This window comes from Sediminibacillus sp. JSM 1682029 (genome assembly GCF_041366435.1).
Taxonomy (GTDB): Bacteria; Bacillota; Bacilli; order Bacillales; family Amphibacillaceae; genus Sediminibacillus; species Sediminibacillus terrae.
Window position 1 is genome coordinate 194,321 of the sequence record NZ_JBEWYY010000001.1, and the last position, 24,971, is coordinate 219,291.

Annotated in this window: 26 protein-coding genes; 13 read left to right on the forward strand and 13 right to left on the reverse strand. The window is 43.0% G+C overall.

The genetic code is table 11. The features are described from left to right. Window positions 1-311: 311 nt before the first annotated feature. Window positions 312-1,208 carry a COX15/CtaA family protein gene (locus ABVF09_RS00960; protein WP_026771404.1) on the forward strand — a complete coding sequence of 299 codons (897 nt, stop codon included), beginning with the start codon at window positions 312-314 and terminating at the stop codon, window positions 1,206-1,208. Between the two features lie 167 nt (window positions 1,209-1,375). Here the strand turns inward: ABVF09_RS00960 and ftsW are convergent, their stop codons facing one another. Further along, on the reverse strand, window positions 1,376-2,578 hold the full coding sequence (ftsW, locus tag ABVF09_RS00965) for a putative lipid II flippase FtsW (protein WP_026771405.1): 1,203 nt from the start codon (window positions 2,576-2,578) through the stop codon (window positions 1,376-1,378). A gap of 191 nt (window positions 2,579-2,769) precedes the next feature. Beyond that, complete coding sequence (locus ABVF09_RS00970; protein WP_026570491.1) at window positions 2,770-3,051, reverse strand: Fpa/YlaN family protein; 282 nt, start codon at window positions 3,049-3,051, stop codon at window positions 2,770-2,772. Between the two features lie 202 nt (window positions 3,052-3,253). Between ABVF09_RS00970 and ABVF09_RS00975 the strand changes: the two genes are divergently transcribed. The 3 genes from ABVF09_RS00975 (at window position 3,254) to ABVF09_RS00985 (ending at window position 5,146) form a co-directional block, all read left to right on the forward strand. Further along, window positions 3,254-3,748 (forward strand): hypothetical protein, encoded by a 495-nt coding sequence (locus ABVF09_RS00975; protein ID WP_371068424.1) that lies wholly within the window; start codon window positions 3,254-3,256, stop codon window positions 3,746-3,748. Between the two features lie 431 nt (window positions 3,749-4,179). Beyond that, window positions 4,180-4,785 carry a YhcN/YlaJ family sporulation lipoprotein gene (locus ABVF09_RS00980; protein ID WP_026570493.1) on the forward strand — a complete coding sequence of 202 codons (606 nt, stop codon included), beginning with the start codon at window positions 4,180-4,182 and terminating at the stop codon, window positions 4,783-4,785. Window positions 4,786-4,942: 157 nt separating this feature from the next. Then, window positions 4,943-5,146 (forward strand): YlaI family protein, encoded by a 204-nt coding sequence (locus ABVF09_RS00985; protein ID WP_371068425.1) that lies wholly within the window; start codon window positions 4,943-4,945, stop codon window positions 5,144-5,146. Window positions 5,147-5,199: 53 nt separating this feature from the next. Here ABVF09_RS00985 and ABVF09_RS00990 read toward each other — a convergent pair whose 3' ends face one another. After that, entirely contained in the window at window positions 5,200-5,550 is a 351-nt protein-coding gene (locus ABVF09_RS00990) for a YlaH-like family protein (RefSeq protein ID WP_371068426.1), read from the reverse strand. Between the two features lie 139 nt (window positions 5,551-5,689). Here ABVF09_RS00990 and ABVF09_RS00995 point away from each other — a divergent pair, with 139 nt between their 5' ends. Further along, complete coding sequence (locus tag ABVF09_RS00995) at window positions 5,690-5,869, forward strand: DUF5325 family protein (RefSeq protein WP_026570494.1); 180 nt, start codon at window positions 5,690-5,692, stop codon at window positions 5,867-5,869. Window positions 5,870-6,172: 303 nt separating this feature from the next. Here ABVF09_RS00995 and ABVF09_RS01000 read toward each other — a convergent pair whose 3' ends face one another. Continuing rightward, window positions 6,173-6,976, reverse strand: a complete 804-nt coding sequence (locus ABVF09_RS01000; protein ID WP_026771407.1) for an inositol monophosphatase family protein — start codon at window positions 6,974-6,976, stop codon at window positions 6,173-6,175. A gap of 360 nt (window positions 6,977-7,336) precedes the next feature. Then, window positions 7,337-7,522, reverse strand: a complete 186-nt coding sequence (locus ABVF09_RS01005; protein ID WP_026771408.1) for a hypothetical protein — start codon at window positions 7,520-7,522, stop codon at window positions 7,337-7,339. A 176-nt stretch (window positions 7,523-7,698) separates the two neighbouring features. Between ABVF09_RS01005 and ABVF09_RS01010 the strand changes: the two genes are divergently transcribed. Continuing rightward, a complete protein-coding gene (locus ABVF09_RS01010) occupies window positions 7,699-8,325 on the forward strand; it encodes a YktB family protein (protein WP_371068427.1) in 627 nt (208 codons plus the stop codon). A 601-nt stretch (window positions 8,326-8,926) separates the two neighbouring features. Here the strand turns inward: ABVF09_RS01010 and ABVF09_RS01015 are convergent. Together ABVF09_RS01015 and ABVF09_RS01020 are read right to left on the reverse strand one after the other, a co-directional pair. Further along, the gene (locus ABVF09_RS01015) at window positions 8,927-9,196 is read right to left on the reverse strand and encodes a UPF0223 family protein (RefSeq protein ID WP_026570497.1); all 270 of its coding nucleotides are present in this window, start codon (window positions 9,194-9,196) and stop codon (window positions 8,927-8,929) included. Then, window positions 9,193-10,170: an NAD(P)H-dependent flavin oxidoreductase gene (locus ABVF09_RS01020; RefSeq protein ID WP_371068428.1), complete on the reverse strand. Its 978-nt coding sequence runs from the start codon at window positions 10,168-10,170 to the stop codon at window positions 9,193-9,195. The genes ABVF09_RS01015 and ABVF09_RS01020 overlap by 4 nt, the downstream gene beginning before the upstream one ends. A gap of 178 nt (window positions 10,171-10,348) precedes the next feature. Here ABVF09_RS01020 and ABVF09_RS01025 point away from each other — a divergent pair, with 178 nt between their 5' ends. Next, complete coding sequence (locus ABVF09_RS01025; RefSeq protein ID WP_371068429.1) at window positions 10,349-11,821, forward strand: aminotransferase class I/II-fold pyridoxal phosphate-dependent enzyme; 1,473 nt, start codon at window positions 10,349-10,351, stop codon at window positions 11,819-11,821. A 607-nt stretch (window positions 11,822-12,428) separates the two neighbouring features. On the opposite strand, the gene ABVF09_RS01030 is transcribed toward ABVF09_RS01025, so the two are convergent. Continuing rightward, entirely contained in the window at window positions 12,429-13,313 is an 885-nt protein-coding gene (locus ABVF09_RS01030) for a polysaccharide deacetylase family protein (RefSeq protein WP_026570500.1), read from the reverse strand. Window positions 13,314-13,686: 373 nt separating this feature from the next. On the opposite strand from ABVF09_RS01030, the gene ABVF09_RS01035 reads away from it, so the two are divergent. From ABVF09_RS01035 to ABVF09_RS01050, 4 genes are all read left to right on the forward strand, one after another. Beyond that, entirely contained in the window at window positions 13,687-15,228 is a 1,542-nt protein-coding gene (locus tag ABVF09_RS01035) for a glycine betaine uptake BCCT transporter (RefSeq protein WP_026570501.1), read from the forward strand. 214 nt (window positions 15,229-15,442) lie between these two features. Then, window positions 15,443-15,904 carry an IS200/IS605 family transposase gene (gene tnpA / locus ABVF09_RS01040; RefSeq protein WP_153462423.1) on the forward strand — a complete coding sequence of 154 codons (462 nt, stop codon included), beginning with the start codon at window positions 15,443-15,445 and terminating at the stop codon, window positions 15,902-15,904. Window positions 15,905-16,379: 475 nt separating this feature from the next. Next, the gene (locus ABVF09_RS01045; RefSeq protein WP_026570502.1) at window positions 16,380-16,727 is read left to right on the forward strand and encodes a hypothetical protein; all 348 of its coding nucleotides are present in this window, start codon (window positions 16,380-16,382) and stop codon (window positions 16,725-16,727) included. 483 nt (window positions 16,728-17,210) lie between these two features. Continuing rightward, a complete protein-coding gene (locus ABVF09_RS01050; protein WP_272914935.1) occupies window positions 17,211-17,342 on the forward strand; it encodes a hypothetical protein in 132 nt (43 codons plus the stop codon). Between the two features lie 190 nt (window positions 17,343-17,532). Here the strand turns inward: ABVF09_RS01050 and lpdA are convergent, their stop codons facing one another. Genes lpdA through pdhA form a run of 4 tightly spaced genes read right to left on the reverse strand, consistent with a single transcriptional unit; the run spans window position 17,533 to window position 22,333 of the window. Continuing rightward, window positions 17,533-18,942 (reverse strand): dihydrolipoyl dehydrogenase, encoded by a 1,410-nt coding sequence (gene lpdA / locus ABVF09_RS01055; RefSeq protein ID WP_153462479.1) that lies wholly within the window; start codon window positions 18,940-18,942, stop codon window positions 17,533-17,535. A 3-nt stretch (window positions 18,943-18,945) separates the two neighbouring features. Further along, window positions 18,946-20,241 carry a dihydrolipoamide acetyltransferase family protein gene (locus ABVF09_RS01060; protein WP_153462477.1) on the reverse strand — a complete coding sequence of 432 codons (1,296 nt, stop codon included), beginning with the start codon at window positions 20,239-20,241 and terminating at the stop codon, window positions 18,946-18,948. Between the two features lie 28 nt (window positions 20,242-20,269). Next, window positions 20,270-21,247: an alpha-ketoacid dehydrogenase subunit beta gene (locus ABVF09_RS01065; RefSeq protein ID WP_026570504.1), complete on the reverse strand. Its 978-nt coding sequence runs from the start codon at window positions 21,245-21,247 to the stop codon at window positions 20,270-20,272. A gap of 3 nt (window positions 21,248-21,250) precedes the next feature. Next, window positions 21,251-22,333 carry a pyruvate dehydrogenase (acetyl-transferring) E1 component subunit alpha gene (gene pdhA, locus ABVF09_RS01070; RefSeq protein WP_026570505.1) on the reverse strand — a complete coding sequence of 361 codons (1,083 nt, stop codon included), beginning with the start codon at window positions 22,331-22,333 and terminating at the stop codon, window positions 21,251-21,253. Window positions 22,334-23,084: 751 nt separating this feature from the next. Here pdhA and ABVF09_RS01075 point away from each other — a divergent pair. Then, the gene (locus ABVF09_RS01075) at window positions 23,085-23,258 is read left to right on the forward strand and encodes a hypothetical protein (RefSeq protein WP_371068430.1); all 174 of its coding nucleotides are present in this window, start codon (window positions 23,085-23,087) and stop codon (window positions 23,256-23,258) included. Window positions 23,259-23,308: 50 nt separating this feature from the next. Here ABVF09_RS01075 and ABVF09_RS01080 read toward each other — a convergent pair whose 3' ends face one another. Next, window positions 23,309-24,058, reverse strand: a complete 750-nt coding sequence (locus tag ABVF09_RS01080) for a YkyA family protein (protein WP_371068431.1) — start codon at window positions 24,056-24,058, stop codon at window positions 23,309-23,311. A 236-nt stretch (window positions 24,059-24,294) separates the two neighbouring features. Here ABVF09_RS01080 and def point away from each other — a divergent pair, with 236 nt between their 5' ends. After that, a complete protein-coding gene (def, locus tag ABVF09_RS01085; RefSeq protein WP_026771415.1) occupies window positions 24,295-24,846 on the forward strand; it encodes a peptide deformylase in 552 nt (183 codons plus the stop codon). The last annotated feature ends 125 nt before the right edge of the window (window positions 24,847-24,971 follow it).

A 24,971-nucleotide genomic window follows, 5' to 3' on the forward strand; every position in this document is an offset into this window, starting at 1 on the left:
CTTGAATAAAAGATGACAATTTTGTGAACGCAAGGGCAAAATAAAATTAAAGGCACAAAAGCCTTTAATCAATTAGGAAAGAGCCAAAACTGCGGTCGAATCAACCCTTACAGTGTCGATAAATAAGACGATCAAATCCTCATATTTATTTCTAGCAAACAAATATCAACAATGCAAGGCTTTTTTTGATTTTTTTATAGTGAAAATCGCTGTCAAACGTGGTAGTATAACCCTTGTATGTTTGGACGTGTTATCTGGATGGCTGATTGACAGCCTAAAATACTCTTCCACTAAGATTGTGAGGTGGAACCTTGGTTAAGTTCCTTAAAAGTTTATCTATCATTGCCACGATTACCATGATACTCGTCCTGCTCGGAGGAGCACTGGTAACCAAAACCGGTTCTGGAATGGGTTGTGGAGCAAACTGGCCTGTTTGCGAAGGCGAGCTTTCTGCAGAATTGATTATTGAACTGAGTCATCGACTTGTTTCAGGGGCGGCAGGGATCATTGTGCTGCTGTTGTCGGTTCTGTCATGGAAATATGTCGGTCATATCAGAGAAGTGAAGTTTCTATCATTTGTTTCCATTTTCTTTTTAGTACTACAAGGCTTGATCGGTGCTGCTGCTGTATTGTGGTCCCAGTCAGATTTCGTTCTTGCCATGCACTTCGGCATTTCGCTGATTTCTTTTGCGGCAGTGTTTTTACTTACCTTGCTTATTTTCGAAATTGATCAGAAGTTCGATGCACGTTCCCTGATCATCGAAAAAGGAATCCGCCGCCACTTTTACGGGTTGTTTATTTATATATTGCTCGTTGTCTATACAGGAGCACTGGTCCGTCACGCTCATGCCAGCCTGGCATGCAAAAGTTGGCCGTTTTGCGATAATCGAACACCTTTTGCCCTCGAGTTTCATTTTACACAATGGATTCAAATGGGACATAGATTGGCCGCAGGCTTGGCATTTATTTGGACATTATACTTATTGGTCAAGATTTACCGGCGTTATAAACATAATCGCGTAATGCTCTGGGGATGGACGGCGGCATCCCTCCTGATGATCATCCAAGTTGCATTGGGCGCAATAGTGATTTTCAGCATGGTTAATTTGACAGCTGCCTTATTTCACGCTTTAATCATTTCTGTTTACTTTGGTGTTCTAAGCTATTTTGTCTTACTTTCTTCCCGGAGCGCCAAGTTCGAAGGTTGAACGGAGTATAGAATGGATAGCGCTTGAGCTGGATGAGGCTGTTCCTGCGATTTAATATCCATAGACACTTATCAATATCCTTTCCGGACACCAAGAAAAGCACCCTTTCCCGAGTTGGAAAGGGTGCTTTTTCAAGTAGTTTTGTATTCTCTCCCAGTACATTCTTATTACTGCGATTGCGACCAGGTCCTGCGTTGTCTCACTGTTCTTCTGTTTTTTTCGTACTCTTTTTCATCTGGTATGGTTTCTTTGGTCATCCTTTGCTCATTTGCCCGGACAGATTTGGCAATATTGTTGAGTATTCCTGTGGAAATCAACAGAATCAGCAAAGAGGAGCCTCCATAACTGACAAATGGCAAAGTCACTCCGGTTATCGGCAATAGCCCGCTAATAGCACCGAGATTAATAAATGCCTGAATGCCGATCATCGAAGAAATACCGATTGCCAACAGAGAGCCAAAACTGTCTCTGCATTGATTCGCGATGTATAACCCACGAAGTACAATCGCCGCAAGCATCCCAAGAACAACGATGACGCCGAGAAACCCTAACTCCTCTGCAATTACAGCCATGATGAAATCCGTGTGCGGTTCTGGGAGATAGCCGAGCTTTTGGATACCTTGTCCAAGCCCTTGTCCCGTTATCCCACCTGTACCAATGGCCAAATAGGACTGAATGAGATGGAAGCCGTTCAGGTCAGGATCGTCAAACGGCTGATAGGCGCCAGTAAATCGTGAAATCCGTTCAGGAGTAACCATTTGGGTAGCTGCCAATCCAATAATGACAATGACTGTCCCCCCCAAAAGGAAAAGATGACGGAATTTTATCCCCGAACTGAATATGACTGTGGCAGCTATCAAAAGAATCACTCCGGCTGTACCAATATCCGGTTGTTTGATGATCAATGCCAGGATAATTCCAGTCATGACTAAGGGCGGCAGTACCGCTTTAAAAAAATCGTCGATATACTGCTGCTTTTTGGAATAAGCCGACGCCAGGTATATGATCAATCCCAACTTAGCCAGTTCAGACGGTTGGAATCCAAAGGGGCCAATATCCAGCCAGGATTTCGCATAGTTCGTCTCTCTTCCGAAAAGGAGAACAGCAATCAACAATAGAACTATAACAATAATCATTGGCTTGATGAGCTTTTGGTAATGACGGTATGCAAACATGCTGCAAAACAAATAAAAAATCAGGCCAAGGCCGAACCACATTAGCTGCCGGATCATGAAATAATTGCTGGGTACTTCATTCTTAACAACTGCAATTACCATACTGGCACTGTAAATCATCACAATACCGAATGCAGTCAATAGCAACGGGGTTATAAAGAGCGTGAAATCTAAATCTTTCCATTTCTGTTTCAATGTGATGACTCCTAACTATGTATTGATAACCAAAACCCTTTTATACTAACTTCACAGTTATATAAAATATATCACAGGGAAGAATGATTATATATAGGTACAGCTGCATAGTTTTGTACAAGTAACAAAAAAACCCCGCCGGTTTTGGCAAAGGTTTTCCTCTTATGAGGACAGTATTCGGCCGTCCTTCTCTACGATTTTTGGGCTGCTTCATGCAACACGTTCAATTGTCTTTCGAGATTTTCCAGCAATGCTTTGCCATCTTCCTCGCTGACCAGGTTCAAGCGGACAGCAAAATCAATTTCACGCGACAAGCCAAACATTTGCGTATCTAAAACCTCTTCATATAAAGGACACTGAGGCATCGTCAGATTATCCATTTGTACTTTAATCAATTTCAATATTTTATTTGCATCAGCCTCTAGAAGGGCATAGGCTTTATCACGATTGCTAACAGCCACTTCAGGTATCACAAAATCCCCTCCATTTACCAGACTCTCTTCTATTTATATTAGCTGTTGTCCGAAAAAAATGCAAGGTAAGAACAGAAATATCTTCTCTTTGCCGAATTAATTTATCTAACGGATACAATTTACTGAAAAGATGAAATTCAACATCAAGTCTGCTATTCTTGTAAACGAATACTATAAAAGAGACAGAAAGGGACTGGTACAGATGATTGTCCAGCTTACGGGAAAAGTAAATTATCAAATCACATTGGATCCCACTGTGTGGATTTTTGATGACCGAAAAATAGAAATGGAAAGTGCATTCACCGCTTCGAATGACAACCCTGAAGAAGATTCAGAGGAAGTATTGAAGCAGGCTTCGACCCGCTGGGAGCGTGAAATCAACCAGCAAAGCAGTAAACCACCGGTGAATAGAAGCATCAATCGGTTCGAGAAAGAACAAATCCTGAAGGGAACCTATCTCATGCCCATCAAAGACTTTCTCGAAACAGCAGAAATAGAATCAGATGCGAACCAGGCAAGACTTGTTTTAAACAACCAGGAAGAAGTCATCTCTTTATCCCTTTTAAAAGATTCATTATTCTTGTTTGCCGAAAATGGAAAACCGATTAAAGACAATGGACCTGTCCATGTTTATTTTGCAGATGGTTCTAATCGGCAAGAACCGATTAAAGGTGTAACCAAAATAATCATTGAATAAACAAACGGAACGAAAGGCAATGCATATATTGAATACTTGCTTTTTATTGCTCGATCGATAAACGTTGACTGTAACAACCTGGATGCGGGCACTAAATCCTCGGAAGACAGGTGGGCATCAGCAGATCGCTCTGAATGACTCACCTCCTTCTTCCCATTGAGGATTCCACTTGTATCCTTCTTTTGTTTCTCCCCCCCTCATTTATCAAGTCAGCCATGTTTTTTCCCACCTCTTCTCACAACCTTCCGAAAAACCATCAACAAAGTTGCAGCTGGAACAAAAACATGGTGTCCAGTTATCGCTCGTTTTTTCCCGCCCCTCCTCTTTCCATCCAGTTGTCAATCAGGATATCCCATACACCTCGCATTTCTCTTACCATGCATAAACTGTGCAGGAATTGAGAAGATAGGAGTAAAAGGAGGAGTGCCCTTATGTTTTCACGGTTTATTTTCCTATGTGCAAGTATTTTGTCGCTAGGTCTCGTATTGATTGGCTGTCAGCAGGAAGAAAGCTTGCCTGATCAGGAGAACCAGGATCCGACCATCCAAGTGGAAAACTCTGACCCAGGAGATGGCCAGCAAAAAAACTATACCAACCAAGAGATAGCGGATCATTTGGCAAGCCTGGCTGCAGATGTCCCGAACGTAAATGATGCATCTTCAGTGGTTGCCGGTCCCTATGCGGTAGTGGGAATAGATGTGGATAAAGATTTGGATCGTTCACGTGTCAGTACCATTAAATACTCTGTTGCGGAAGCGCTCCATCATGATCCATACGGAAAAACAGCAGTTGTCATCGCAGACGCCGACGGGATGGAACGAATCAGGCACATGGCTGACAAAATCCAACAGGGTCATCCTGTCCAGGGGTTTGTCGACGAGCTTTCAGCAGTGGTCGGCAGATATATGCCGGAAATACCCATCAATGATGATCAGCCTGAAGAACCCGATCAAAATAAAGAAGTAATACCTAAAAAGGATCAACAGGAATTAGACGATATCGAGAATGATCAGTCCAATCAACAATTAAATCAGTGAAGGTTCAATACGGGGTCTTTCCTTTTTGGACAGAGGAGGAACCCCGTATTTCCGGACCGCCCCTTTCTGTTTAGCCAGTTTATTTGAAAAAGGATTAGAAGTCTGTCCATCACCTATGTTACAATGATAGAAAGAGTTACCGTGAGGTGATAATGTTATGAGAGTAAAATGTGTCTTATGTGACATCATTGAAAATATAGACAGCAACTGCTTGCAGGCGAAAAGGTTAAGAAACCGCCGAATTCATATGTATATTTGTCAAAGTTGCTATGAAAGAGTAGAAAAAAACACAAACAAGCGGCACGCCACGGGAAATTTCAAGTTATACAAAGAAAAGAAGAAAAAAAACAGCCTGATTTAATACAAAAAGAAGGAACGGACCGCTCTACAGGCAGCAGGTACGTTCCTTTTTTTTTAATTGCTTTCAGTCTGGTTCTTCCGCCGTTTTCGGTCTTGAGCCAGCCGGAAACGATAAATCCCAAGCACCAGCGCTATAATGACCAGACACTCTGCCATCGGAAGTTTAAGACCGAGCATCGCAATGATAAAAGCTCCGATAAATAAAAACACATAGACAATTATAGATTTAAGCAGCGGCAATTTTCTTGCAAAACCCAATTTATAACTAACAGCCAGCAGGATGCCAATTGTCAAATACAACAAAAGAAAACCAATCAGGAGGTCGCCGTTTGCCGCCGTATTAAACAGAAAATCGACAATAGGCAAATTGTTGCCTATATCGATTGCTTCATTTGTTTCCTCCACCTTTTTCACTCCTTCTTTCCGAATCACTCCCTTATCTATCATACTAGAACATCATTCTCTGTGCTAGCATTAGAAAAGACCATTTTCATTTACAGGAAATTCCGTTATACTTAATTTTAGAAGATTAGGGGTGAGAGTCATGAAAAAAATTCAGTTGCCGATGCTGCTGTTGGCAGTCCTAGTTATAGCAAGTTTCGTAGCGGCAGGTATTGCCATTGGATTCCGGAACTATTTGCTTATGGTTTTGTTTATTCTGGCAGGCTTTCTATTGATGGGATTCGGACTGGCAAGAAAACGGAGAAGGCAGTCGTTTTCCTGACTCATGCCAACCATACTCAATGAGGAACAATTCCATAGGACAGGATGAAGGGGAATCATCAGCATAAGACTAAATTGCTGATGATTTTTACTTGTCGTGGAAAAAGTTCGCCTCTATTTCTTTAGAGAAACGGGCGGCGAGACCCCGCAACGGCTTATACCAGAAGACTCGAACATCCGTCCGCAGGAGGTGGATTTATTTTCTCTGCGACTGGAGGGAAATCGTATGTCCCCGGATTGAATCTAAAGATAAAGCAAGCGGTGGAAATGAAAATCCCACCACCGCATTTTCAGAGAGCCTATTTTATTTTAGCTTGATATACTCTCCCACTAACTCCTGTTGAATTTCAGCATTACAGGATAAAAGAGTGTTTTGTTCCAGTATATTGATCGGTCTTCCATCAGCTTTCGTCGTCAAACCGCCAACTTCGTTGACCAAAACCATACCACCGGCAATATCCCATGGTGCCAGCTTCATCGTCAAGTAACAGTCAGCGATTCCTTCGGCTACATAAGCGAGTTCCAATGCAGCAGAACCATATGATCTTGTGCCTCTGACTTTTTTAACCAGAGACTGCATTTTGGTTTCTTCTATTTTATGGTTCGGACATGTCCAAAAATTGTTAAGGATTAGAATCGCTTCCTCCAATGGAAGCTCTTGCTTTAATCGAGGAAGTTTTTTTTCGTTCCGGTATGCCCCCCCGCCTCGCATGGCAGCATAAAGGACATCATCCATCACATTGTAAATCAATCCAATTTCCCCGACTCCGTCTTGGTAAATTCCAACGGAAATGGCAAAGTTCCGTTTTTGATGGACGAAATTCATTGTTCCGTCAATAGGATCGATAATCCAGATGACCCCTTTATCACTATTTAAGTCATCTCCATATCCTTCTTCACTAAGTATAGAATGTTCAGGGAATTCCCTTCTGATTTTCTCCGTGAAAAACTGCTCCGTCTGTTGGTCCATATGTGTCACCAAATCATTTGCGTTGGATTTGGTGTCAATTCTCAACGGCTCATCTATCGCTGCCCGTATATTCTCTCCTGCTTCCATGACCCACTGTTTCGCTGTATCAAACAGCTTTTGTCTATCGTCTCGTTTCATACCTAACACACCTTTTTTCGTATTTGCCTAACACAGCATCATGATGGTGAATGCCCATCCGGCCTATATCTTTCTTTATTCTAAAGAAAAATACGTCAGATTTCCAGGCTGGTATTCTGCCATTCTCCATCTTCGGACAAGAAAAGGTTCGGAGATACTCAATAGAATTCTCTCTTTTCCACGCAGTTTTGCCTTCCAAGAAATAAACCGTCCATACTGTCTTTTGGCAGCTGCCTACCCGACCGGAAACGAAGCAAAGGAAAAGCAATCAGCACCTGTTATTCCCATTAATTTCCGACCCTTTCAAATACAGCTTCCCTGAAAAAAGCATAAAAAAGAACGAGCATAAGCTCATTCCTTTTAATACAATGCAAGCATTTCCCGGCGCAATTCATTCAATCGTTGTTTGGAATTATCCATTGCTTTCTCATCTTCACTTTTCATGGCATCGTACAATGTAATTAGTTCATAATCGATTTCCAATTTGATTGCCGGAAGTTTTTCTTCTGCTTCTCGTTTTTTAATTGCTTCCATTACGTATTTCATTTTATCCCCTTCCCTTTGGTTTATGGTCGTTTATTTTCCTGCTAAGTTAGCTTTATCATTTTGTTAATTTTTTATTACCCCTCTGTCCACCCCTTTAAACACAGGCTGTTCCGTTTGTTCTGTCTGATTACTATGGTAAAATAAAAACAGCAAAAGAATGGAAGGAAGAGCGTAACATGGACTTTAATGGTTTTACGAGAGAAGATTTCGCCACATTTGATATCGAAGGATTGGATGCCCGTATGGAAGCAATCAGAGAACGTATCCAGCCGAAGTTTCAACTGATAGGCGATGAATTGACAGAACACCTATCGGCTCAACTTGGGAACGAAATGTTCTTACATATAGCACAACACGCGCGAAGATCTGTCAATCCACCTGCAGATACCTGGCTGGCGGTAGCCGCCAACAAAAGAGGGTACAAGAAACACCCCCATTTTCAGGTCGGGTTGTTTGATGATCATGTATTTATATGGCTGGCATTGATTTATGAACTTCCGGAAAAACAAACCATTGCAAAAACATTCCTGGATGAATATGATGCTTTAAAACAGCTACCGGAAGATTTTGTCGTCTCACTTGATCATACAAAAAAGGCGGCACTGCCCATTTCCGATTTAAGCGAAGAAAACCTGATCAGATTCAGAGATGTGAAAAAGGCAGAGTTTCTAGTAGGTAAACATATAGCTCCAGACAGTCCCATTGCAAAAGATGGAAACAAATTCATCAAGGAAGTAAAGCGGACTTGTGACACCTTGTTGCCGTTTTATAAGCTTGCTGTGGAAAGTCGGGGCGACAACTGACGACCTGATCTGAGATTCTGCTCGTCCCGTATAATAAACAGTGAAAAAACGGTCGGGACAAATCTATCTTGACCGAAAGCAAGAACCGGACGGTATCGAAATTCTAAACTTCGAAACCGTCCGGTTTTTTGGCTCTATACTGAATGGGATGGTGTCCCCTACCGGTATGCGGAATCGAACAAGGCAAAAAATCACACTCATTCCCTCTCTCTTTGTTACCTGAAAGTTGCGACACCAACGGAAAAAAGAAAGGGATAGCGCAGCAGAGGAACTAAGCGAGACTACCGCGGAAATACGGACGACCGGGACCCCACAGCGGGCTTTGCGAGGAGGCTAAAGCGAGTTTATTGGGGAAATAGCTATTTTTTGGAGTGAGCCTTTCGATAAAGAGAGGGTGGAGTGAAAAATCACACCACCACATTTGACAGAGAACGTTTTTTTAAGTGGTTTAAAAAAAGCTGTTTAGACCGTGACCGGAATAACCTTTCATGAGGAATTGACAAATTCCATCTGACGGGTGACCGAAAACCACAACAAATTTTATGTAGAGGCATCAGGGGCAAGCCTGTATGGCCTATTTCCACGATCCAGCCTATGTACTTTACATTTTTATATTTTCTCCATTCGCTGCTTCCTTTGCACTTTTTATTGTTCGGTAACAAGAGTAACCGGAATCTTTTTCGAACTTTCCACAAAGCTGTTTTTCTTCACTTTTTGAAGGAACAATCTGTTTAAATCGGGTATATGCGAGCATCAAATCTTCCCGTTTCACACCACTCTCATACGCCTGCTCCACCAAGGAATAAAAATTCACTACATCGATGATTTCCTCTTTAGTCCATGTTTCTTCAATTGGATAACTGTAATTCACAGATCATTCTCCTTCCCTACACTCCATGATCTTCGAATGTCGGACGCCTCGCCGATCATTCTCATGATTAAATTTTTCACGCTGGGGATATCGTTTATTCTTGCCGAAATTTGACCACCCCATCCAAATCCGACTGAGTCCTCTCCTTCGTATATGAATCGCTTGTTCGCTTCACCACTTATATAAGGCTGCAAAACTTCATATCCAGGAGCCTCTTGCTCCAATTCCAATATCTTTTCCGTCCATTTATTGCGTAGTGCTCTTGCGGGAGCGCCAAGCGATCGCTTGATGACCACAGTATCACGATCTCCTGCCTCTAATAACGCTTTTTTATATGCCGGATGTGCATGAATACATTCTTGGGTGGCGATAAATCTTGTCCCCATTTCCACCCCTTCTGCACCTAAAGCCAAGGCCGCCATCAGTCCTTTTCCGTCTCCTATCCCTCCAGAGGCGATTACAGGAATGGATACTGCTTCCACTACTTCCGGAATCAAAACGAATGTTCCTGTGTCTTGCCTTCCGATATGTCCGCCACCTTCCTGGCCGACAACCATTACCGCGTCTGCTCCCAATTGCTCCGCTTTTTGTGCCTGTCGTTTGGCTGCTACGAGCACCATTGTTTTGATCCCTGTCCCTTTCGTCATCCTCAATACTGGTTCTGGATTTCCTCCTGTCACCGTTATAACGGGCACCTTTTCATCAACTGCCGTTTGTACCATCCCCTCAAACGGACGGCGCTGCTGCCCTATGGAAAAATTGACACCAAACGGTCTCCCGGTTTTTTTCCTCACTTTTCTTATTTCCTGCTGCAAACGAGTCTTATCTGCAAGGCTCATGGCCGTTATTTGTCCTAGTCCACCTGCTTCAGAAACAGCCGCGGCCAAGTCCGCATAAGCTAAATAAGCAAGCCCTCCCTGAATGATTGGATATTCTATTCCCAATAACTCCGTCACCCGGGTATCCCAATTCATGCTATCCCTCCTCCTTTCCCTTTATCCTATCATGTCGTTCCCCGTTTTTCTAAAAGTAGCGATTCTTCCATTGTTTTGCTATAATTTCTCATACACTGCGCACTCTGTGGAGTGAGCGGAAAGATTTGATTAAAATAGAGCTATTTATAAAGCGTTATAAAGAGGTGTGTTTTGAGTTATGACATCACAGGAACAAACTCCATTATTTACTGGATTAGTGAATCATATGAACCGGAATCCCATACAATTCCACATCCCCGGCCACAAAAAAGGCGTTGGAATGAATCCAGATTTCCGGGCATTCATTGGGGATAATGCTCTCGGTATTGATTTGATCAATATAGAACCACTTGATGATCTCCATCACCCACAAGGAATGATCAAAAAAGCCCAAGAGCTTGCTGCCGAAGCTTTTTCTGCTGATTATACTTTTTTCTCCGTCCAAGGAACCAGCGGCGCTATTATGACAATGGTTTTAAGCGTTTGTGGACCTGGCGACAAAATTATCGTTCCGCGAAATATTCACAAATCGGTAACGACTGCCATTATCTTTTCTGGTGCCACTCCAGTTTTCATCCATCCGGAAGTGGATAAAGAACTCGGAATTTCCCACGGCATCACACCTGAAGCTGTAGAAAAGGCGTTAAGCGCCAATCCTGATGCCAAAGGAGTGTTGGTGATCAATCCAACCTATTTTGGTATTGCTGCCGATTTAAAAAGAATTGTCGGGATAGCCCACTCCTTCGAGGTACCAGTCTTGGTCGATGAAGCACACGGCGTCCACATTCATTTTCACAACGACCTTCCCTTGTCTGCAATGGATGCAGGCGCAGACTTGGCCGCCACGAGTGTTCATAAACTGGGAGGATCGCTCACCCAAAGTTCTGTACTTAACCTTAGAGAAGGCTTGGTCTCCCATGAAAGGGTCCAGAGTATCCTCTCGATGCTCACCACCACGTCTACTTCTTATCTGCTTCTTGCTTCGATTGACGCTGCCCGAAAGCATCTTGCAGTAAATGGACAAGCACTCATCGACGAGACCATTCATTTGGCAAACATGACAAGAGACGCTATTAATCGGATCCCGAACCTTTACTGTGTGGGCAGTGAAATACTTGGCAGCGAGGCCACATTTGATTACGATCCGACCAAACTGATCATCTCTGTTAAAAACTTAGGTCTTACCGGATATGATGTAGAAGGGTGGCTTAGAAAGCATTATCGGATTGAAGTGGAATTGTCGGATATGTATAACATTCTCTGTATCATTACTCCTGGGGACAAGAAAAAAGAAACAGAAGCTCTTGTCGAAGCCTTGGATAAACTGGCATGGGAACGCAGCGGTTACGCCATTCAGAAAAGTGTTCCTGTTAAAATACCTGAAATACCGCTTTTATCCATGTCGCCACGCGACGCTTTTTATGCTGATACTGAAGTCATTCCGTTCCTGGAAGCGTCCGGCCGCATCAGTGCTGAATCCATCATGGTATATCCACCGGGCATTCCGATTTTCATACCTGGAGAAATCATTACCGCAGAAAACATCCGATATATCCAGGAAAATTTGAAAACAGGGCTGCCTGTTCAAGGACTTGAAGACGAAACCTTACATTCCATCCGTGTGATAAAAGAACATAAAGCCTTCAGGTAATCGCTAAATACAAGTGGCCGGGACAAAATATGACCAACAAAGCAAAAACCGAGCGAATTCCAAATGCCAATCAAATTCGTTCGGTTTTATTTGTATATTTTCTTATTATCCTGTTGTTTGATACGTGCTTCGAATCGCTATGTTTTTGTGCTCTGATTTTCCACATGTTCAAGACAAGATAAACCGTATTCTTCTATTGGCTGATAGGTATCTAAACAGTGACATCAGCATGGGGGTTCCTTTATTCTTTACAATCTGATAATAGCATAAATAAGCGGTTTCCACGCAGCTCAGCTTTCTATCTGTAACAGAAATAGGGCAACAGAAAACACATCTGAAGAGAAGGTCTCTCCTTCAACGGAGGCAAGGTACGCAGACTCCAGCGGGATGAGCGTGAGCTGAAGATCCACTTGGCAAAGCGATATTCTTTGCCAAGTTAGCTGAAGCCGTGCCCGCGGAAAGCGAAGTACCTTGCCGGAGTGGAACGTTGCACTTTTCATAGCATTTGCTTTTAGCTCATCAAAAAAACCGAACGAATGATCGTTCGGTTTTCATTTTGGTCACGATGCTTTTGTCCCAGGCTCTTGTTTTTTAAAGAGCAGAAACTCTATTCGTCCGCGGTTTTTATTAATCCTGGATCGACAATTTCATATCCTTTTCCCCGCAAACCTGACACGATCTCTTCCAGAGCCTTGGCGGTCCATTCACGGTCATGCATCAGCAGATTTGACCCGTTACCCAATAGTTCGGTATTCACCATTATATCAGCAAGCGCATCTTCATCCATATACTCCTCATTCCAGTCATAGCCATAAGACCAATTCATAAGAAGCATCCCTTCCTCTTTGGCGATCTGCTTTGAATAATCAGTATTCTGGCCATTAGGCGCCCTGAAAAATTTCGGTCTTTCTCCAATGATCTCTTCAATTAAATCATTCAAACTGACAATTTCTTTTTTTTGCTCCTCCTTCGTCGCATCGACCAAAGCCTGATGATGGTATGTATGGTTGCCAATTAAAAATCCCATATCATGTATTTTCTTTAATATTTGCTTTTGTTCTTCTCTCTCCAAAAAGTGCCCGTTGACGAAGAATATTGCTTTGGCATCTAATTCTTTCAACGTGTTAGCCATTTCAAGTGCATGCTTGTCTGGTGCATCGTCAATGGTCAACAGCACTACGTTTTCTTTAGCTTGATCATCGATAGGTTGAATCGACCAGTTATCTGTCAGTTCATATTGAGGCTTTTCGGTCCTGTCATCCGATTCCTTTTCATGTTGTGCCGTTGCTTGTTCTGATTTCTTGCTTTTATCCGTATCGGTTTTCGCCTGATTTTCTTGCACATCTGTCTCCTTTGACTGTTCCTCGACATCTTCTTTTTTTTCCGTATGTTGTTTGTCTTTGTCATCTCCTGCCGAAGTAGACAATTGACTGCAGCCGGCAACAATAAGCAGACTGATTATTCCCATCCAAATGAATATGCGTTTTTTCACCGTTAAACCTCCTGCTGTTTGTCATATCCTGTCTCTTTATTATAAATAATCGACTAAAAGTTGGGAACCACTCCAAACAAGAATTTTCTAGTGAAAAAGAAGGATTTTTAAAGGTGTTTAAAGCAAAGCTGACAGGGGTACTCTTATTTTATGCACGATTTTTTGTCGAGTTTTGACGAAGCGGACTCTCTTCTCTTCCCCCCATACCAAAGAATCACCTACAAAAAGATGGACATATTAAGACCATTCCTTGACACCAAGAAACAGCAAACCATTTTGAAAGATGGACAAATTATGTTTTAATAAATAATTGTGGTTTTATAAACAGCAAAGAGTTCATTAAAAAAATAATAAAGGAAAGGAACGAGAAAAAATGAATAAAATTACCAGAGTTTTTTATATTTCCCTTGCTGTAGCTATCATTTTTATCGTCTGGGGCTTGGTTCCGGATAGTGTCTTGCCTAATGGCAATTTAGATAATGTGACTAGTTCCATCCAAGGGTTTATCGTCGAAAAGTTCGGCTGGTTCTATTTATTATCAGCTACTGGATTCCTGGTGTTTGCCATTTTCCTTATTTTTTCCAAGTACGGAAACATACGGCTTGGTAAACCCGAAGATCGCCCAGAGTATAATTACTTAACCTGGTTTGCCATGCTCTTCAGTGCCGGAATGGGCATAGGATTAGTCTTCTGGGGAGCTGCCGAGCCACTTTCCCATTTTCACACTCCACCAGACGGAAATATTAGCGAGGGTTCTGCCGAAGCTGCCCGCACAGCAATGCGTTACAGCTTCTTCCACTGGGGACTGCACCCTTGGGGAATCTATGCTGTCATTGCCCTGGCTCTTGCCTATTTCAAATTCAGGAAAGGCGCTCCCGGTCTGGTAAGTTCCATTCTCGAGCCATTATTCGGCGAAAAAGTGAAAGGCGGCTGGGGCACCCTTGTCGATTTTATCGTAGTGTTTGCGACCATCTTCGGTGTCGCCACTTCTCTAGGTCTCGGGGCTATCCAGATCAGTGGCGGTCTTGCCTTCATCTTTCCGGGTATAGACCGGACGATGACTGTACAGTTAGTCATAATCGCCATCGTGACCGTGCTTTATTTGCTCTCAGCCATGACAGGGCTTAACAAAGGAATAAAGTACCTGAGTAACACGAATATTGTATTGGCGATTCTGTTAATGCTGTTTCTATTATTTGCCGGACCTACTAATTTCATCATGGATTTATTCACCACTTCTCTTGGTAATTATGCTGCCAACATAGTCAACATGAGTTTCCGTCTAACGCCTTTTGATCAGGACAACACTTGGATTCAAGGCTGGACGATATTCTACTGGGCATGGTGGATTGCATGGGCACCATTTGTCGGTACCTTCATTGCCAGAGTTTCAAAAGGAAGGACTATCAGGGAATTCGTATTAGGCGTCCTTCTGGTGCCTACTATATTCGGCGCACTGTGGTTCTCTGTATTCGGAGGGTCTGCAATAAATCTTGAATTTTATGGTGGACAGGACATCATTCATTACGTTAATGACATGGGAACAGAAATCGCTTTATTCGCAGTATTGGAGTCCTATCCTCTCGGCTTGATCATGTCGATTTTAGCTGTATTGCTGATTAGTACTTTCTTTATCACATCTGCGGACTCTGCAACATTTGTACTAGGAATGCAGACCACAGGCGGCGGTTTGAATCCACAAAACCGCGTGAAGTTTGTTTGGGGTATCATCCAGTCGGCTGCTGCAGCTATCCTGCTGTGGCAAGGGGGGCTGGAAACGTTGCAAACAGCTTCCATCATTGCTGCTTTTCCATTTGCTATTATTATGATTTTGGTCGTATTCTCACTGGTCAAATCATTTCGGGAGGAAGCGGCCACAGTGGACTTACGCCGGCCTAAGAAAGAAAACAGATAACAATGGCTGGGATAAAAGGTTTCCGCCAGAGCAAACACCGAACGGGATTCGACCCGTTCGGTGTTTTTTTAATGAATTAGAAAACCCCTGGCAATGCCAGGGGTTCCGGAGAGCTTACAGCGTGGTAATAAAAAAACCTCACTTCATGGTAGGATAAAGTTGGTTTCCCGACCACTTCATCTCACCAAAGAAGGAGGTATGCCCTGTGAAGGACATGAACAGTTTAGCACATACCACATGGAATTGTAAGTATCACGTAGTCTTTGCTCCCAAATACAGAAGACAAGTCATTTATGGAAAGTATAAAAAGAGTATTGGTCAAATTATAAGAGATTTATGTGAACGGAAAGGCGTAATTATCCATGAAGCAAATGCCTGCCCGGATCATATCCATATGTTAGTCAGTATCCCGCCCAAGTTAAGTGTATCTCAATTTATGGGGTACTTAAAAGGAAAAAGCAGCCTGATGATATTTGATCGACACGCTAATTTGAAATATCGATATGGGAATCGGAAATTCTGGTGTCGAGGTTTCTACGTTGATACAGTGGGCAGAAATAAGAAACAAATCCAAGAATATATAAGAAATCAGCTAAAAGAAGATTATATGGCTGATCAGTTAACCTTGTTCGAAGAACATGATCCATTTACAGGAGAAAAAAATCGGAAGAAATAACGAAATTCTTTAGAATTAGTGAGTGAATGTGGTGCAGGCGGGAAACCCTTTCGGTGGGCCTTTCAGGCCGAGGCCGGTAACAGAGGCTTTCAGCCGCAGAGCAAACCACCAGTTCACACTGGTGGTTTTGATTGCATTTCATCCAACCCTGAAGGAAGCGGTTCCGTCCTTGGACGGAAGTTCGAGAAGCATCCGGAATGAAAGTCTGTTTTACCGTCATCCCATTGTTAGATAAATCGAATGCTATTGGATATTTCTTCACGCAGGTACGGGCATCCTTTTGTCCAAATTGAAACTGACTCCGTCACACCGTTGTTGCTTTCATTTCATTTTGTTACACGATTCGCGCTCCTGTTTCATTTTGTTAACAATTAGGTTATAAAAGCTGTTTTGGGCGTTTTTTTTGTTATGATGTAGCTATACGACATCAAACAAAAGGAAGGTGCGGCATATCACTAAGCAAAGATGGCTTACCTTGATTTTTGTGGGCTTAGTTTTGTTTTCCACTAGTTGCAATGCGAAGCATCCAATCGAAGAAGTAAGCTTCGCACCGAGTGATTATCAGGTCTTTTATTATTCAACCAATTCAAATCCCAAAATAGAAAACGAATATTTAACCGCCATTTGGGACTTAAAACAAGATTATCCTGAACAACTGGATAGTATAGAGCGTAAAAAAACGACAAAAGAAGCAGCGAAAAGGAAAGAAATTGGTGAATATCCATCACTTGTTATTGTGAAAGATGGAGAGACAATTTCGACTTTAAGCGGTGATACAAAAAAATCAGAAGTGTTACAGCAGCTGCTGAAAACAGTCAATTGAGAAAGCTTCAGAGCATGTTACCGCACCACCGACTGGTTAAACCCACCATTAGGAGGGTTGGGACACTGAAGAACTGAAATACTAGGATAAGCAGCATTTTAAGCGGCCTGAGGGGAATGCAATTTCCACCCCAGGCCGCTTTTCTTTCAATTTAAAGAGGAGTGTCCCTGAATCTTAGGCTCTATACTGAATGTGGTGGTGCCTTCTGTCGTGATGGGTATTCCTGCATTGTGCAAAAAACACACTCATTCCCTCGAGGCCACTGAAAAATTCCTTTCTAATCTAGAAGAGATTTTAAAGATTGTTGTTGATGCTCACCAATCGCTTTTGGATGGATGCTTGCCGCGGGTACGGCCTCAGCTAACTTGGTCAAGAAAAACACTTGACCAAGTGGATCTTCGGCTCGCGCTGTTCCCGCAGGCGTCACCACCGAACGCTCATCGTGGAATCAACAGAGGGTACACGAAAAAGAAGTGATTTTCTTTGATTTCTAAAAGAAATTTTATGGCAGCAATCGGTTTAAAAGGCTCTATAGAGCGAAATAGCGTAGCAGAGGAAATAAGCGAGGATCCTGCGGAAAAACGGGCGGCCGAGACCCCACAGCGGGCTTTGTGAGGAGGCTCGGGCGTTCGTCCGCGGAAAGCGAGTTTATTTCCTCTGCGGTCTGAGTAAAATAGCCTTTTTTAGAATGAGCCTTTCAATAAAGAGAGGGTGGAAGTAAAATCACACCACCACATTCGGCATGGAGCCAAACTAAAAAACCTCCAGAAGTAGATAGAACTTCTGGAGGTTTTTACATTTAAAATTATTTAGCAATATGAACCGGTGTACCAAGAGCAACTTCTGCTGCTTCCATGGTGATTTCACCAAGCGTTGGATGCGCATGAATGGTAAGCGCAAGGTCTTCCGCTGTCATTCCCGCTTCAATAGCCAAGCCAAGTTCGGCAATCATATCACTGGCATTTGGTCCGGCAACTTGAGCTCCAATAACCAAACCGTCCTCTTTTCTAGTGATAAGTTTTACAAATCCATCACTTTCATTAAGAGACAAAGCACGGCCATTTGCAGCAAATGGGAATTTAGATGCTTTCACTTCATATCCATCATCCTTGGCGCTTTGCTCATCGTATCCAACTGTGGCCAGTTCAGGCTCAGAAAATACAACAGCAGGGATACCGTTATAGTCGATTTCTGATTTTTCTCCACCGATTACTTCGGCTGCCACTTTACCTTCATAAGACGCCTTATGCGCTAGTGGAGGACCAGCAACAATATCACCAATCGCAAAGATGTTATCTACGTTTGTGCGACACTGCTTGTCAATCTTAATCAATCCTCTGTCGTCCAAATCGATGCCGACTTGTTCGAGGCCGATTTCAGCAGTGTTCGGACGACGGCCGACTGTGACAAGTACGTAATCGGCTTCGATAACCTCTTGATTATCTTTTACTTCGTAGGTCACTTTAACACCTTTGTCGGTTTCTTCTACCCCTTTGGCCATTGCATTGGTGACAATTTCAACACCTTTGGATTTCAGACGGCGCTTCACCAGAGACGTCATCTGCTTTTCAAAGCCGCCCAGGATATCTTTCGTACCTTCCAGGATCGTCACTTGCGTACCGAAGTTGGCATAAGCAGTACCCAACTCTGTACCGACATAACCTCCGCCGATCACTACCAATTTTTCCGGAATTTCATTTAGGTTGAGTGCTCCGGTAGAATCAAGCACACGGTCGGAGAATTTGAAAGTCGGAAGTTCGATCGGGCTGGAACCTGTAGCGATTATACAGTTATTAAACGTATAAGTTTGAGAATTTTTCTCGTCCATTACTTTTACTGTATTTTTATCGACAAAGTAAACTTCCCCTTTTACAATGTCCACTTTGTTTGCTTTAAGAAGTCCTTCCACTCCGCTAGTCAGTTTATTGACAACGGAACCTTTCCATTCTTGAACTTTTGAAAAGTCCACACTGACGTTTTCCGTTTTAATTCCAAGCTCATCTTCGCCATGTGCCTGTTCGACACGATGCCCTGCTTGAATCAAAGCTTTGGAAGGAATACAGCCGACATTTAAGCAAACACCGCCCAAATTGCCTTTATCGACAATAGTGACCTTCTGGCCGGTTTGGGCAGCCCGGATCGCGGCTACATAACCGCCTGGTCCGGCGCCGACTACTAGTGTGTCTAATTCGATCGGGAAATCTCCTACTACCATAATTTACGCCTCCATCATAATTAATTGTGGATCGTTCAACAGACGCTTGATTTGATTTAGTGCCATTTGGGCTGTAGCGCCGTCTACGATACGGTGATCAAAGCTTAGAGACAGACTCAGTACTGGAGCCACTACAATTTCACCGTCACGTACGACAGGTTTCTCAGCGATACGTCCAATTCCTAAGATGGCTGCTTCTGGGTAGTTAAGCACAGGGGTGAACCATTGTCCGCCTGCAGAACCGATATTGGAAATAGTGCTTGAAGCACCTTTCATTTCATTCGGACTAAGTTTACCATCTCTTGCTTTGACTGCCAATTCATTGATTTCTTGAGAAATCGCAAAGATGGATTTAGCATCGGCATTTTTGACAACCGGTACGAGCAATCCTTTATCCGTATCAGCAGCAATACCGATATTGTAGTAATGTTTTTGAACAATTTCATCCGTATTCTCATCAATGGATGCATTTAAGATCGGATACTTTCGCAGAGCAGAAACCAATGCTTTTACGACATAAGGAAGATACGTAAGCTTGATTTCCTGTTCAGCAGCAACAGCTTTGAATTTCTTTCTATGAGCTACCAGCTCAGTAACATCCACATCATCATGAAGTGTAACGTGTGGAGCTTTTGTTTTCGAATTAACCATTGCTTTAGCGATAGATTTACGGATGCCGCTCATTTTCTCGCGGGTTTCAGGGAATTCACCCTCCGGAACAGTTTGAGCAGCAGCAGGAGCAGCAGATTGGTCGTCAGCCGGCTGTTGTTGTTCTGTTTGTTCAGCGGCAGGCTGCTGTCCTCCGTTCAAGTAACTGTCTACATCTTCTTTGGTAACTCGGCCATTCTTACCTGTACCCTGTACCTTAGAGATTTTCACGTTGTTGTCACGAGCATATTTACGTACAGAAGGCATTGCAATGACACGTTTATCAGAATCTTCATCACTGTCATCCGCACTTGCGGCAGGCTGTTCTTGATCTGCAGCAGTCTTGTCTTCGGACGCAGGAGCTTCTTCCTCTGCAGGAGCTTCTTCTTCTCCACCGTCTTCTGATTCATAACCTTCTGCGTCAAGCGTAATGATGACGTCGCCTACAACGGCAACCGTTCCTTCTTCTACTTTCACATCTTTGACAGTTCCCTCTACTGGAGACGGAATTTCAACAACGGCCTTGTCGTTTTGCACTTCGCAAAGCACGTCATCTTCATTGACCTGGTCGCCTTCTTTTACGAACCATTTTACTATTTCGCCTTCATGGATACCTTCACCGATATCCGGAAGCTTGAATTCAAAAGCCATTTATATTGCCTCCTATCTCAGGTTCTCTTTAGAAATTAACTACTTGGTTGACTCTTTCAATTATATCGTTATAGTTTGGAAGCCAAACTTCTTCTGCTTGAGAGAACGCATATACCGTATCAGGAGCAGTTACCCGCAGTACAGGAGCTTCCAGGTGAAGAATCGCCCGCTCTTGAATCTCGGCAATGATATGCGCAGCAACACCAGCCTGGCGCTGTGCTTCCTGGACCACTACTACCCGATTTGTTTTCTTCACAGATTCCAAGATTGTATCCATATCGATCGGCATTACGGTTCTTAAATCGATAACTTCCGCACTTACGCCGTTCTTTTCAAGTTCTTCGGCTGCTTTCAATGAAGAATGGACCATCGCACCATAAGCAACGAGTGTCACATCCGCACCTTCGCGTTTCACTTCGGCTTTTCCAAGATCGATTGTATATTCTTCTTCCGGAACTTCCTCCCGGAAAGAACGATAAAGCTTCATGTGTTCAAGGAACACAACCGGATCGTTATCGCGAATGGATGAAATCAACAATCCTTTTGCATCGTAAGGAGAAGAAGGAATGACAACTTTCATGCCCGGTTGTTGCGCAATCAATCCTTCCAGTGAATCAGCGTGCAATTCTGGTGTATGAACACCACCGCCGAATGGTGAACGGATTGTTATAGGCTGTGCCTTCGTACCACCGGAACGGTAACGCATACGAGCCATTTGTCCGTTGATGGCATCCATTGCTTCATAAACGAAGCCAAAGAATTGAATTTCAGGTACTGGACGGAATCCTTGCAAAGCAAGACCGATGGAAATACCGCCGATGCCTGATTCAGCAAGCGGTGTGTCAAATACGCGATCTTCTCCGAATTCATCTTGCAGCCCTTCAGTAGCACGGAAAACACCGCCGTTTTTACCGACGTCTTCCCCGTAAACCAGCACATTTTCATCATTTTTCAATTCAGTGCGCAAGGCATCTGTAATTGCTTGGATCATTGTCATTTGAGCCATGATTTACTTCGACTCCTTTTCTGTGTATTCTTCCAACTGTTCTTCCAAGTGTGATGGAAGTTCTTCGTACATATTTTTGATAAGGTCTGTCACCTTTTGTTTTGGCTGCTCGTCAGCTTTTTTGATTGCCGCTTTGATTTCCTCTTTTGCTTGCTCGATCACTTTGTTTTCTTCCTCTTCAGACCATAGGCCTTTCTTTTCAAGGAAGCTGCGGAATCGTACAAGCGGATCGCGTTTTTCCCACTCGTTATCCATGTTTTCAGTACGGTAACGAGTCGGGTCGTCACCAGCCATCGTATGAGGTCCATAACGGTAAGTCAATGTTTCAATCAAAGTAGGGCCTTCTCCGTTAATGGCACGTTCACGCGCTTCTTTCGTCGCTGCATACACAGCCAATACGTCCATGCCGTCTACCTGGATGCCTTCGATTCCTGCAGCCACAGCTTTTTGTGCCAGCGTTGTAGCAGCTGTTTGTTGTTCCACAGGGACAGAGATTGCAAACTGGTTGTTTTGCACCACAAAAATTGCCGGAGCCTGATATGCACCCGCAAAGTTGATTCCTTCATAGAAGTCGCCTTGAGAAGTACCGCCGTCACCAGTGTAAGTGATTGCAACAGATTTTTTACCGCGGCGTTTCATACCAAGTGCTACCCCGGCAGCTTGAGTATATTGAGCACCGATGATGATTTGCGGGCTAAGTGCATTCACGCCTTCAGGCATCTGGTTGCCATGGAAATGTCCACGGGAGAACAAGAATGCTTGATACAACGGCAGGCCGTGCCAAATCAACTGAGGCACATCACGGTAAGCTGGAAGAATAAAGTCTTCTTTCTCCAATGCATAATGAGTTCCCAATTGAGAAGCTTCCTGTCCTGCAGTCGGAGCATAGAATCCTAAACGTCCTTGTCTATTCAACGCAATCGAGCGTTGATCCAAAATACGGGTATACACCATTCTGTGCATAAGTTCTTTCAATTCATCATCCGAAAGCTCGGGCATGGCATCTTCATTGATGATTTCGCCGTCTTCATTCAGAATTCGAAACGTTTCAAATTGGTTTTCGATGTTTTCAAGAGTACGTTTCAAATCGACTCACCTCTTCCTTTCTCTTATCCTTTAGATTTGTCCCCGATTAAACGGGGTAAGTAATACAGAGTGGGCCGAAACAACTTTTCGGCAACTTGATCGGAAAGCACGCACAAAGGCAATATTGCTTTATGAGTCTAGCCTTCCCCAAAGTTAAAAAAATCTGTACCAATTATGATAAAAATACAATACCCTTTATTTCAATCACTTAATCGTTTGATAAAGCAACCAACAAACTGTTACATAGTTTATCTTTAAATTGACTGGTACAATTTTCACTCTGGTTTAATTTTAGCTCATTCATATGGGATGGTCAAACACTTTACCTTTGTAGATTGTATTTTTTTCTAAGACTCTGTTCCTGGCGGAATAATGGCCCAGACTCCAGCCTTCCATTAATATTCACAGCTGTTTCAAGTTTTTTAGATTACTGTATCAATGGCTTTTAGGATTTCCCTATCAAGCGGAACCGGATAAGGGGAGCATTTTTGTTTGACGCTGCACCCGTTTTTGTTGTGGTGTAATTTCCGTGCAGTCTAATTCCGTTATGTGTAAAATGCAAAGCCTCTTGGTAACCAGCACTTTTTCTTTATCCTTTTTATGCTGTTGTTCAAGCTCCAAGGAATAAAGGAACCCCCATGCTGATTTTTCATCTTCGTCCTGTGTAGGTACCTATCAGCCAATAGACGAATACGGATCACCTTGTTTTGATCATGTGGAAATCAGTTCCTGAAAACTTAGCAGGCAAAATATGAAGACTCCGGCGGGAACAGCACGAGCTGAAAATCCCGCAAGAAAGCGGTTGGTGCTTTCCAAGGAAGTGGAAGCCGTGCCAATGCCGCAGTATCTTGCCGTAGCAATGCGAACCAAGCATCGAACAACACGTTGTACAGAGAACAGACAAACAAAAACCGAACGAATTTGATTAAGAATCCGCTCGGTTTGGCTTCAGTGGACAAGCTTTAAGTCCAGGCCTTATTCATCCTTTGTACTTTCTTTATCCTGTTCATCCTGTTCGTCTTGTGAATCATTGCCTTCCGATTTTTGTTTATTTGATTCACTTTCCGATTGATTCTCATATTCGACATTCAACTCAGCCTGTTCATAAAAATCTTGCTTCAATTGATTATAGGCTTCCGTCTTGTCATTGAAGGTTTCATTGGCAGAAATCACTTTGTCATACTGTTCATTGATGACATCGATTTGCTCTCTTAGTTGATCCTCTTCCAAGTCTTCCTGCTGTAACATTTTATACAACTTCCGATCCTGCTCCAAGGCTGCGTGATAGGCCTCGTTCAATCCTTGATATGCCTGCTCCCTTTCATCCATGACACTGATCATTTCTTTGGCAGTGGATTGAACTTTTTCATCTTCCAATTCTTCGACCAATGATTCAATTTCATCGAATTCCGATTTTGCCGATTCTATACTCTCTTTTTCAGCATCCAGTCGCTCTTCCCGTTTGTCGATCAGCCCTAAAGCCTCCTCAGACAAATCTTTCACTTTATCGAACTCTTCCATGCCCAGGGAAATGATTTCATTATATAGCTCTTTTTCCTGCTGTTCGAGTTCAACCAAGGGTTGCTGTTGTTCCGCAAAGCCTTCTTCCAGTGAAACAGCCTCCTCCAGATGCTCGTACATTTTTTCTTCCGTGGATTGATTATTGCAGGCAGCAAGCACCACCGAAAGTATCCCTAAAAGGATGATAATACGGATCCTTTGCAATGATTCCCCTCCTATCTTCTAGATGAATGACTTTTATGTAGTTTCGATTACGTGTTTAATCATATAATAAATCCAATGGTTTATAAAGCGATTTTCTCTTCCGTGATTTTCCTAGTTTTAGTTTATGAAGACAAACTCTAAACATTCTTGTTGTATAAAAAAGTATTTCGATTCCCGCTATCTTCCGATTGTGTTAAACTAAAAACCAGCATAGTTTGCAGCTAGGAGTGAAAGATATGATAACAATGGATGATATTGTACGGGAAGGCAACCCGATTTTAACCGAAACTGCCGAAGAAGTTTCTCTGCCGCCAACAGAAGAGGAAAAAGAGACACTTGAGGAAATGTTGCAGTTCCTAAAAAATAGCCAGGACGAAGAAACCGCCGAACAATATAATTTACGTCCTGGTGTAGGGCTTGCCGCTCCCCAAATAGGGATTTCAAAACGAATGATCGCCGTCCATTTTGAGGATTTCGATGGTAAACAATACAGCCACGGCCTATTCAATCCCCGGATCATCAGTCATTCTGTTGAAAAAGCTTACCTTTCCACAGGGGAAGGGTGTTTGTCTGTCGACCGAGAAGTCCCGGGTTATGTCCCCCGATATGCCAGGATTACTGTAAAGGCAACTGACTTGGAGGGAAACCCGGTTAAACTGCGGCTGAAGGGTTATGCCGCCATCGTTTTCCAACACGAAATCGACCATTTGAATGGCGTCATGTTTTACGATTACATTAACCCCGTGAATCCGTTCGAAGCACCGGAAAATTCCAAACCAATAGAATAAGCGTTTGAAAAACATGTGGTCAAAGCAAAACCGAACGATATTCGATATTGCCAAGTAATCGAATTCGTTCGGTTTTTTGATTTTCAGTACAATGAGCCTAAAGCAGGCTTCTTTTTACGCTTGTC

Excerpts from the sequence above, each read along its gene's own strand:
- ABVF09_RS00975 (WP_371068424.1), top strand. The coding sequence starts at position 3,254 with ATGATTGTCCAGCTTACGGGAAAAGTAAATTATCAAATCACATTGGAT.
- ABVF09_RS00980 (WP_026570493.1), top strand. The coding sequence starts at position 4,180 with ATGTTTTCACGGTTTATTTTCCTATGTGCAAGTATTTTGTCGCTAGGT.
- ABVF09_RS00985 (WP_371068425.1), top strand. The coding sequence starts at position 4,943 with ATGAGAGTAAAATGTGTCTTATGTGACATCATTGAAAATATAGACAGC.
- ABVF09_RS00995 (WP_026570494.1), top strand. The coding sequence starts at position 5,690 with ATGAAAAAAATTCAGTTGCCGATGCTGCTGTTGGCAGTCCTAGTTATA.
- ABVF09_RS01000 (WP_026771407.1), bottom strand. The coding sequence starts at position 6,976 with ATGAAACGAGACGATAGACAAAAGCTGTTTGATACAGCGAAACAGTGG.
- ABVF09_RS01005 (WP_026771408.1), bottom strand. The coding sequence starts at position 7,522 with ATGAAATACGTAATGGAAGCAATTAAAAAACGAGAAGCAGAAGAAAAA.
- ABVF09_RS01010 (WP_371068427.1), top strand. The coding sequence starts at position 7,699 with ATGGACTTTAATGGTTTTACGAGAGAAGATTTCGCCACATTTGATATC.
- ABVF09_RS01020 (WP_371068428.1), bottom strand. The coding sequence starts at position 10,170 with ATGAATTGGGATACCCGGGTGACGGAGTTATTGGGAATAGAATATCCA.
- ABVF09_RS01025 (WP_371068429.1), top strand. The coding sequence starts at position 10,349 with ATGACATCACAGGAACAAACTCCATTATTTACTGGATTAGTGAATCAT.
- ABVF09_RS01035 (WP_026570501.1), top strand. The coding sequence starts at position 13,687 with ATGAATAAAATTACCAGAGTTTTTTATATTTCCCTTGCTGTAGCTATC.
- tnpA (WP_153462423.1), top strand. The coding sequence starts at position 15,443 with ATGAACAGTTTAGCACATACCACATGGAATTGTAAGTATCACGTAGTC.
- lpdA (WP_153462479.1), bottom strand. The coding sequence starts at position 18,942 with ATGGTAGTAGGAGATTTCCCGATCGAATTAGACACACTAGTAGTCGGC.
- ABVF09_RS01060 (WP_153462477.1), bottom strand. The coding sequence starts at position 20,241 with ATGGCTTTTGAATTCAAGCTTCCGGATATCGGTGAAGGTATCCATGAA.
- ABVF09_RS01065 (WP_026570504.1), bottom strand. The coding sequence starts at position 21,247 with ATGGCTCAAATGACAATGATCCAAGCAATTACAGATGCCTTGCGCACT.
- ABVF09_RS01075 (WP_371068430.1), top strand. The coding sequence starts at position 23,085 with ATGAAGACTCCGGCGGGAACAGCACGAGCTGAAAATCCCGCAAGAAAG.
- def (WP_026771415.1), top strand. The coding sequence starts at position 24,295 with ATGATAACAATGGATGATATTGTACGGGAAGGCAACCCGATTTTAACC.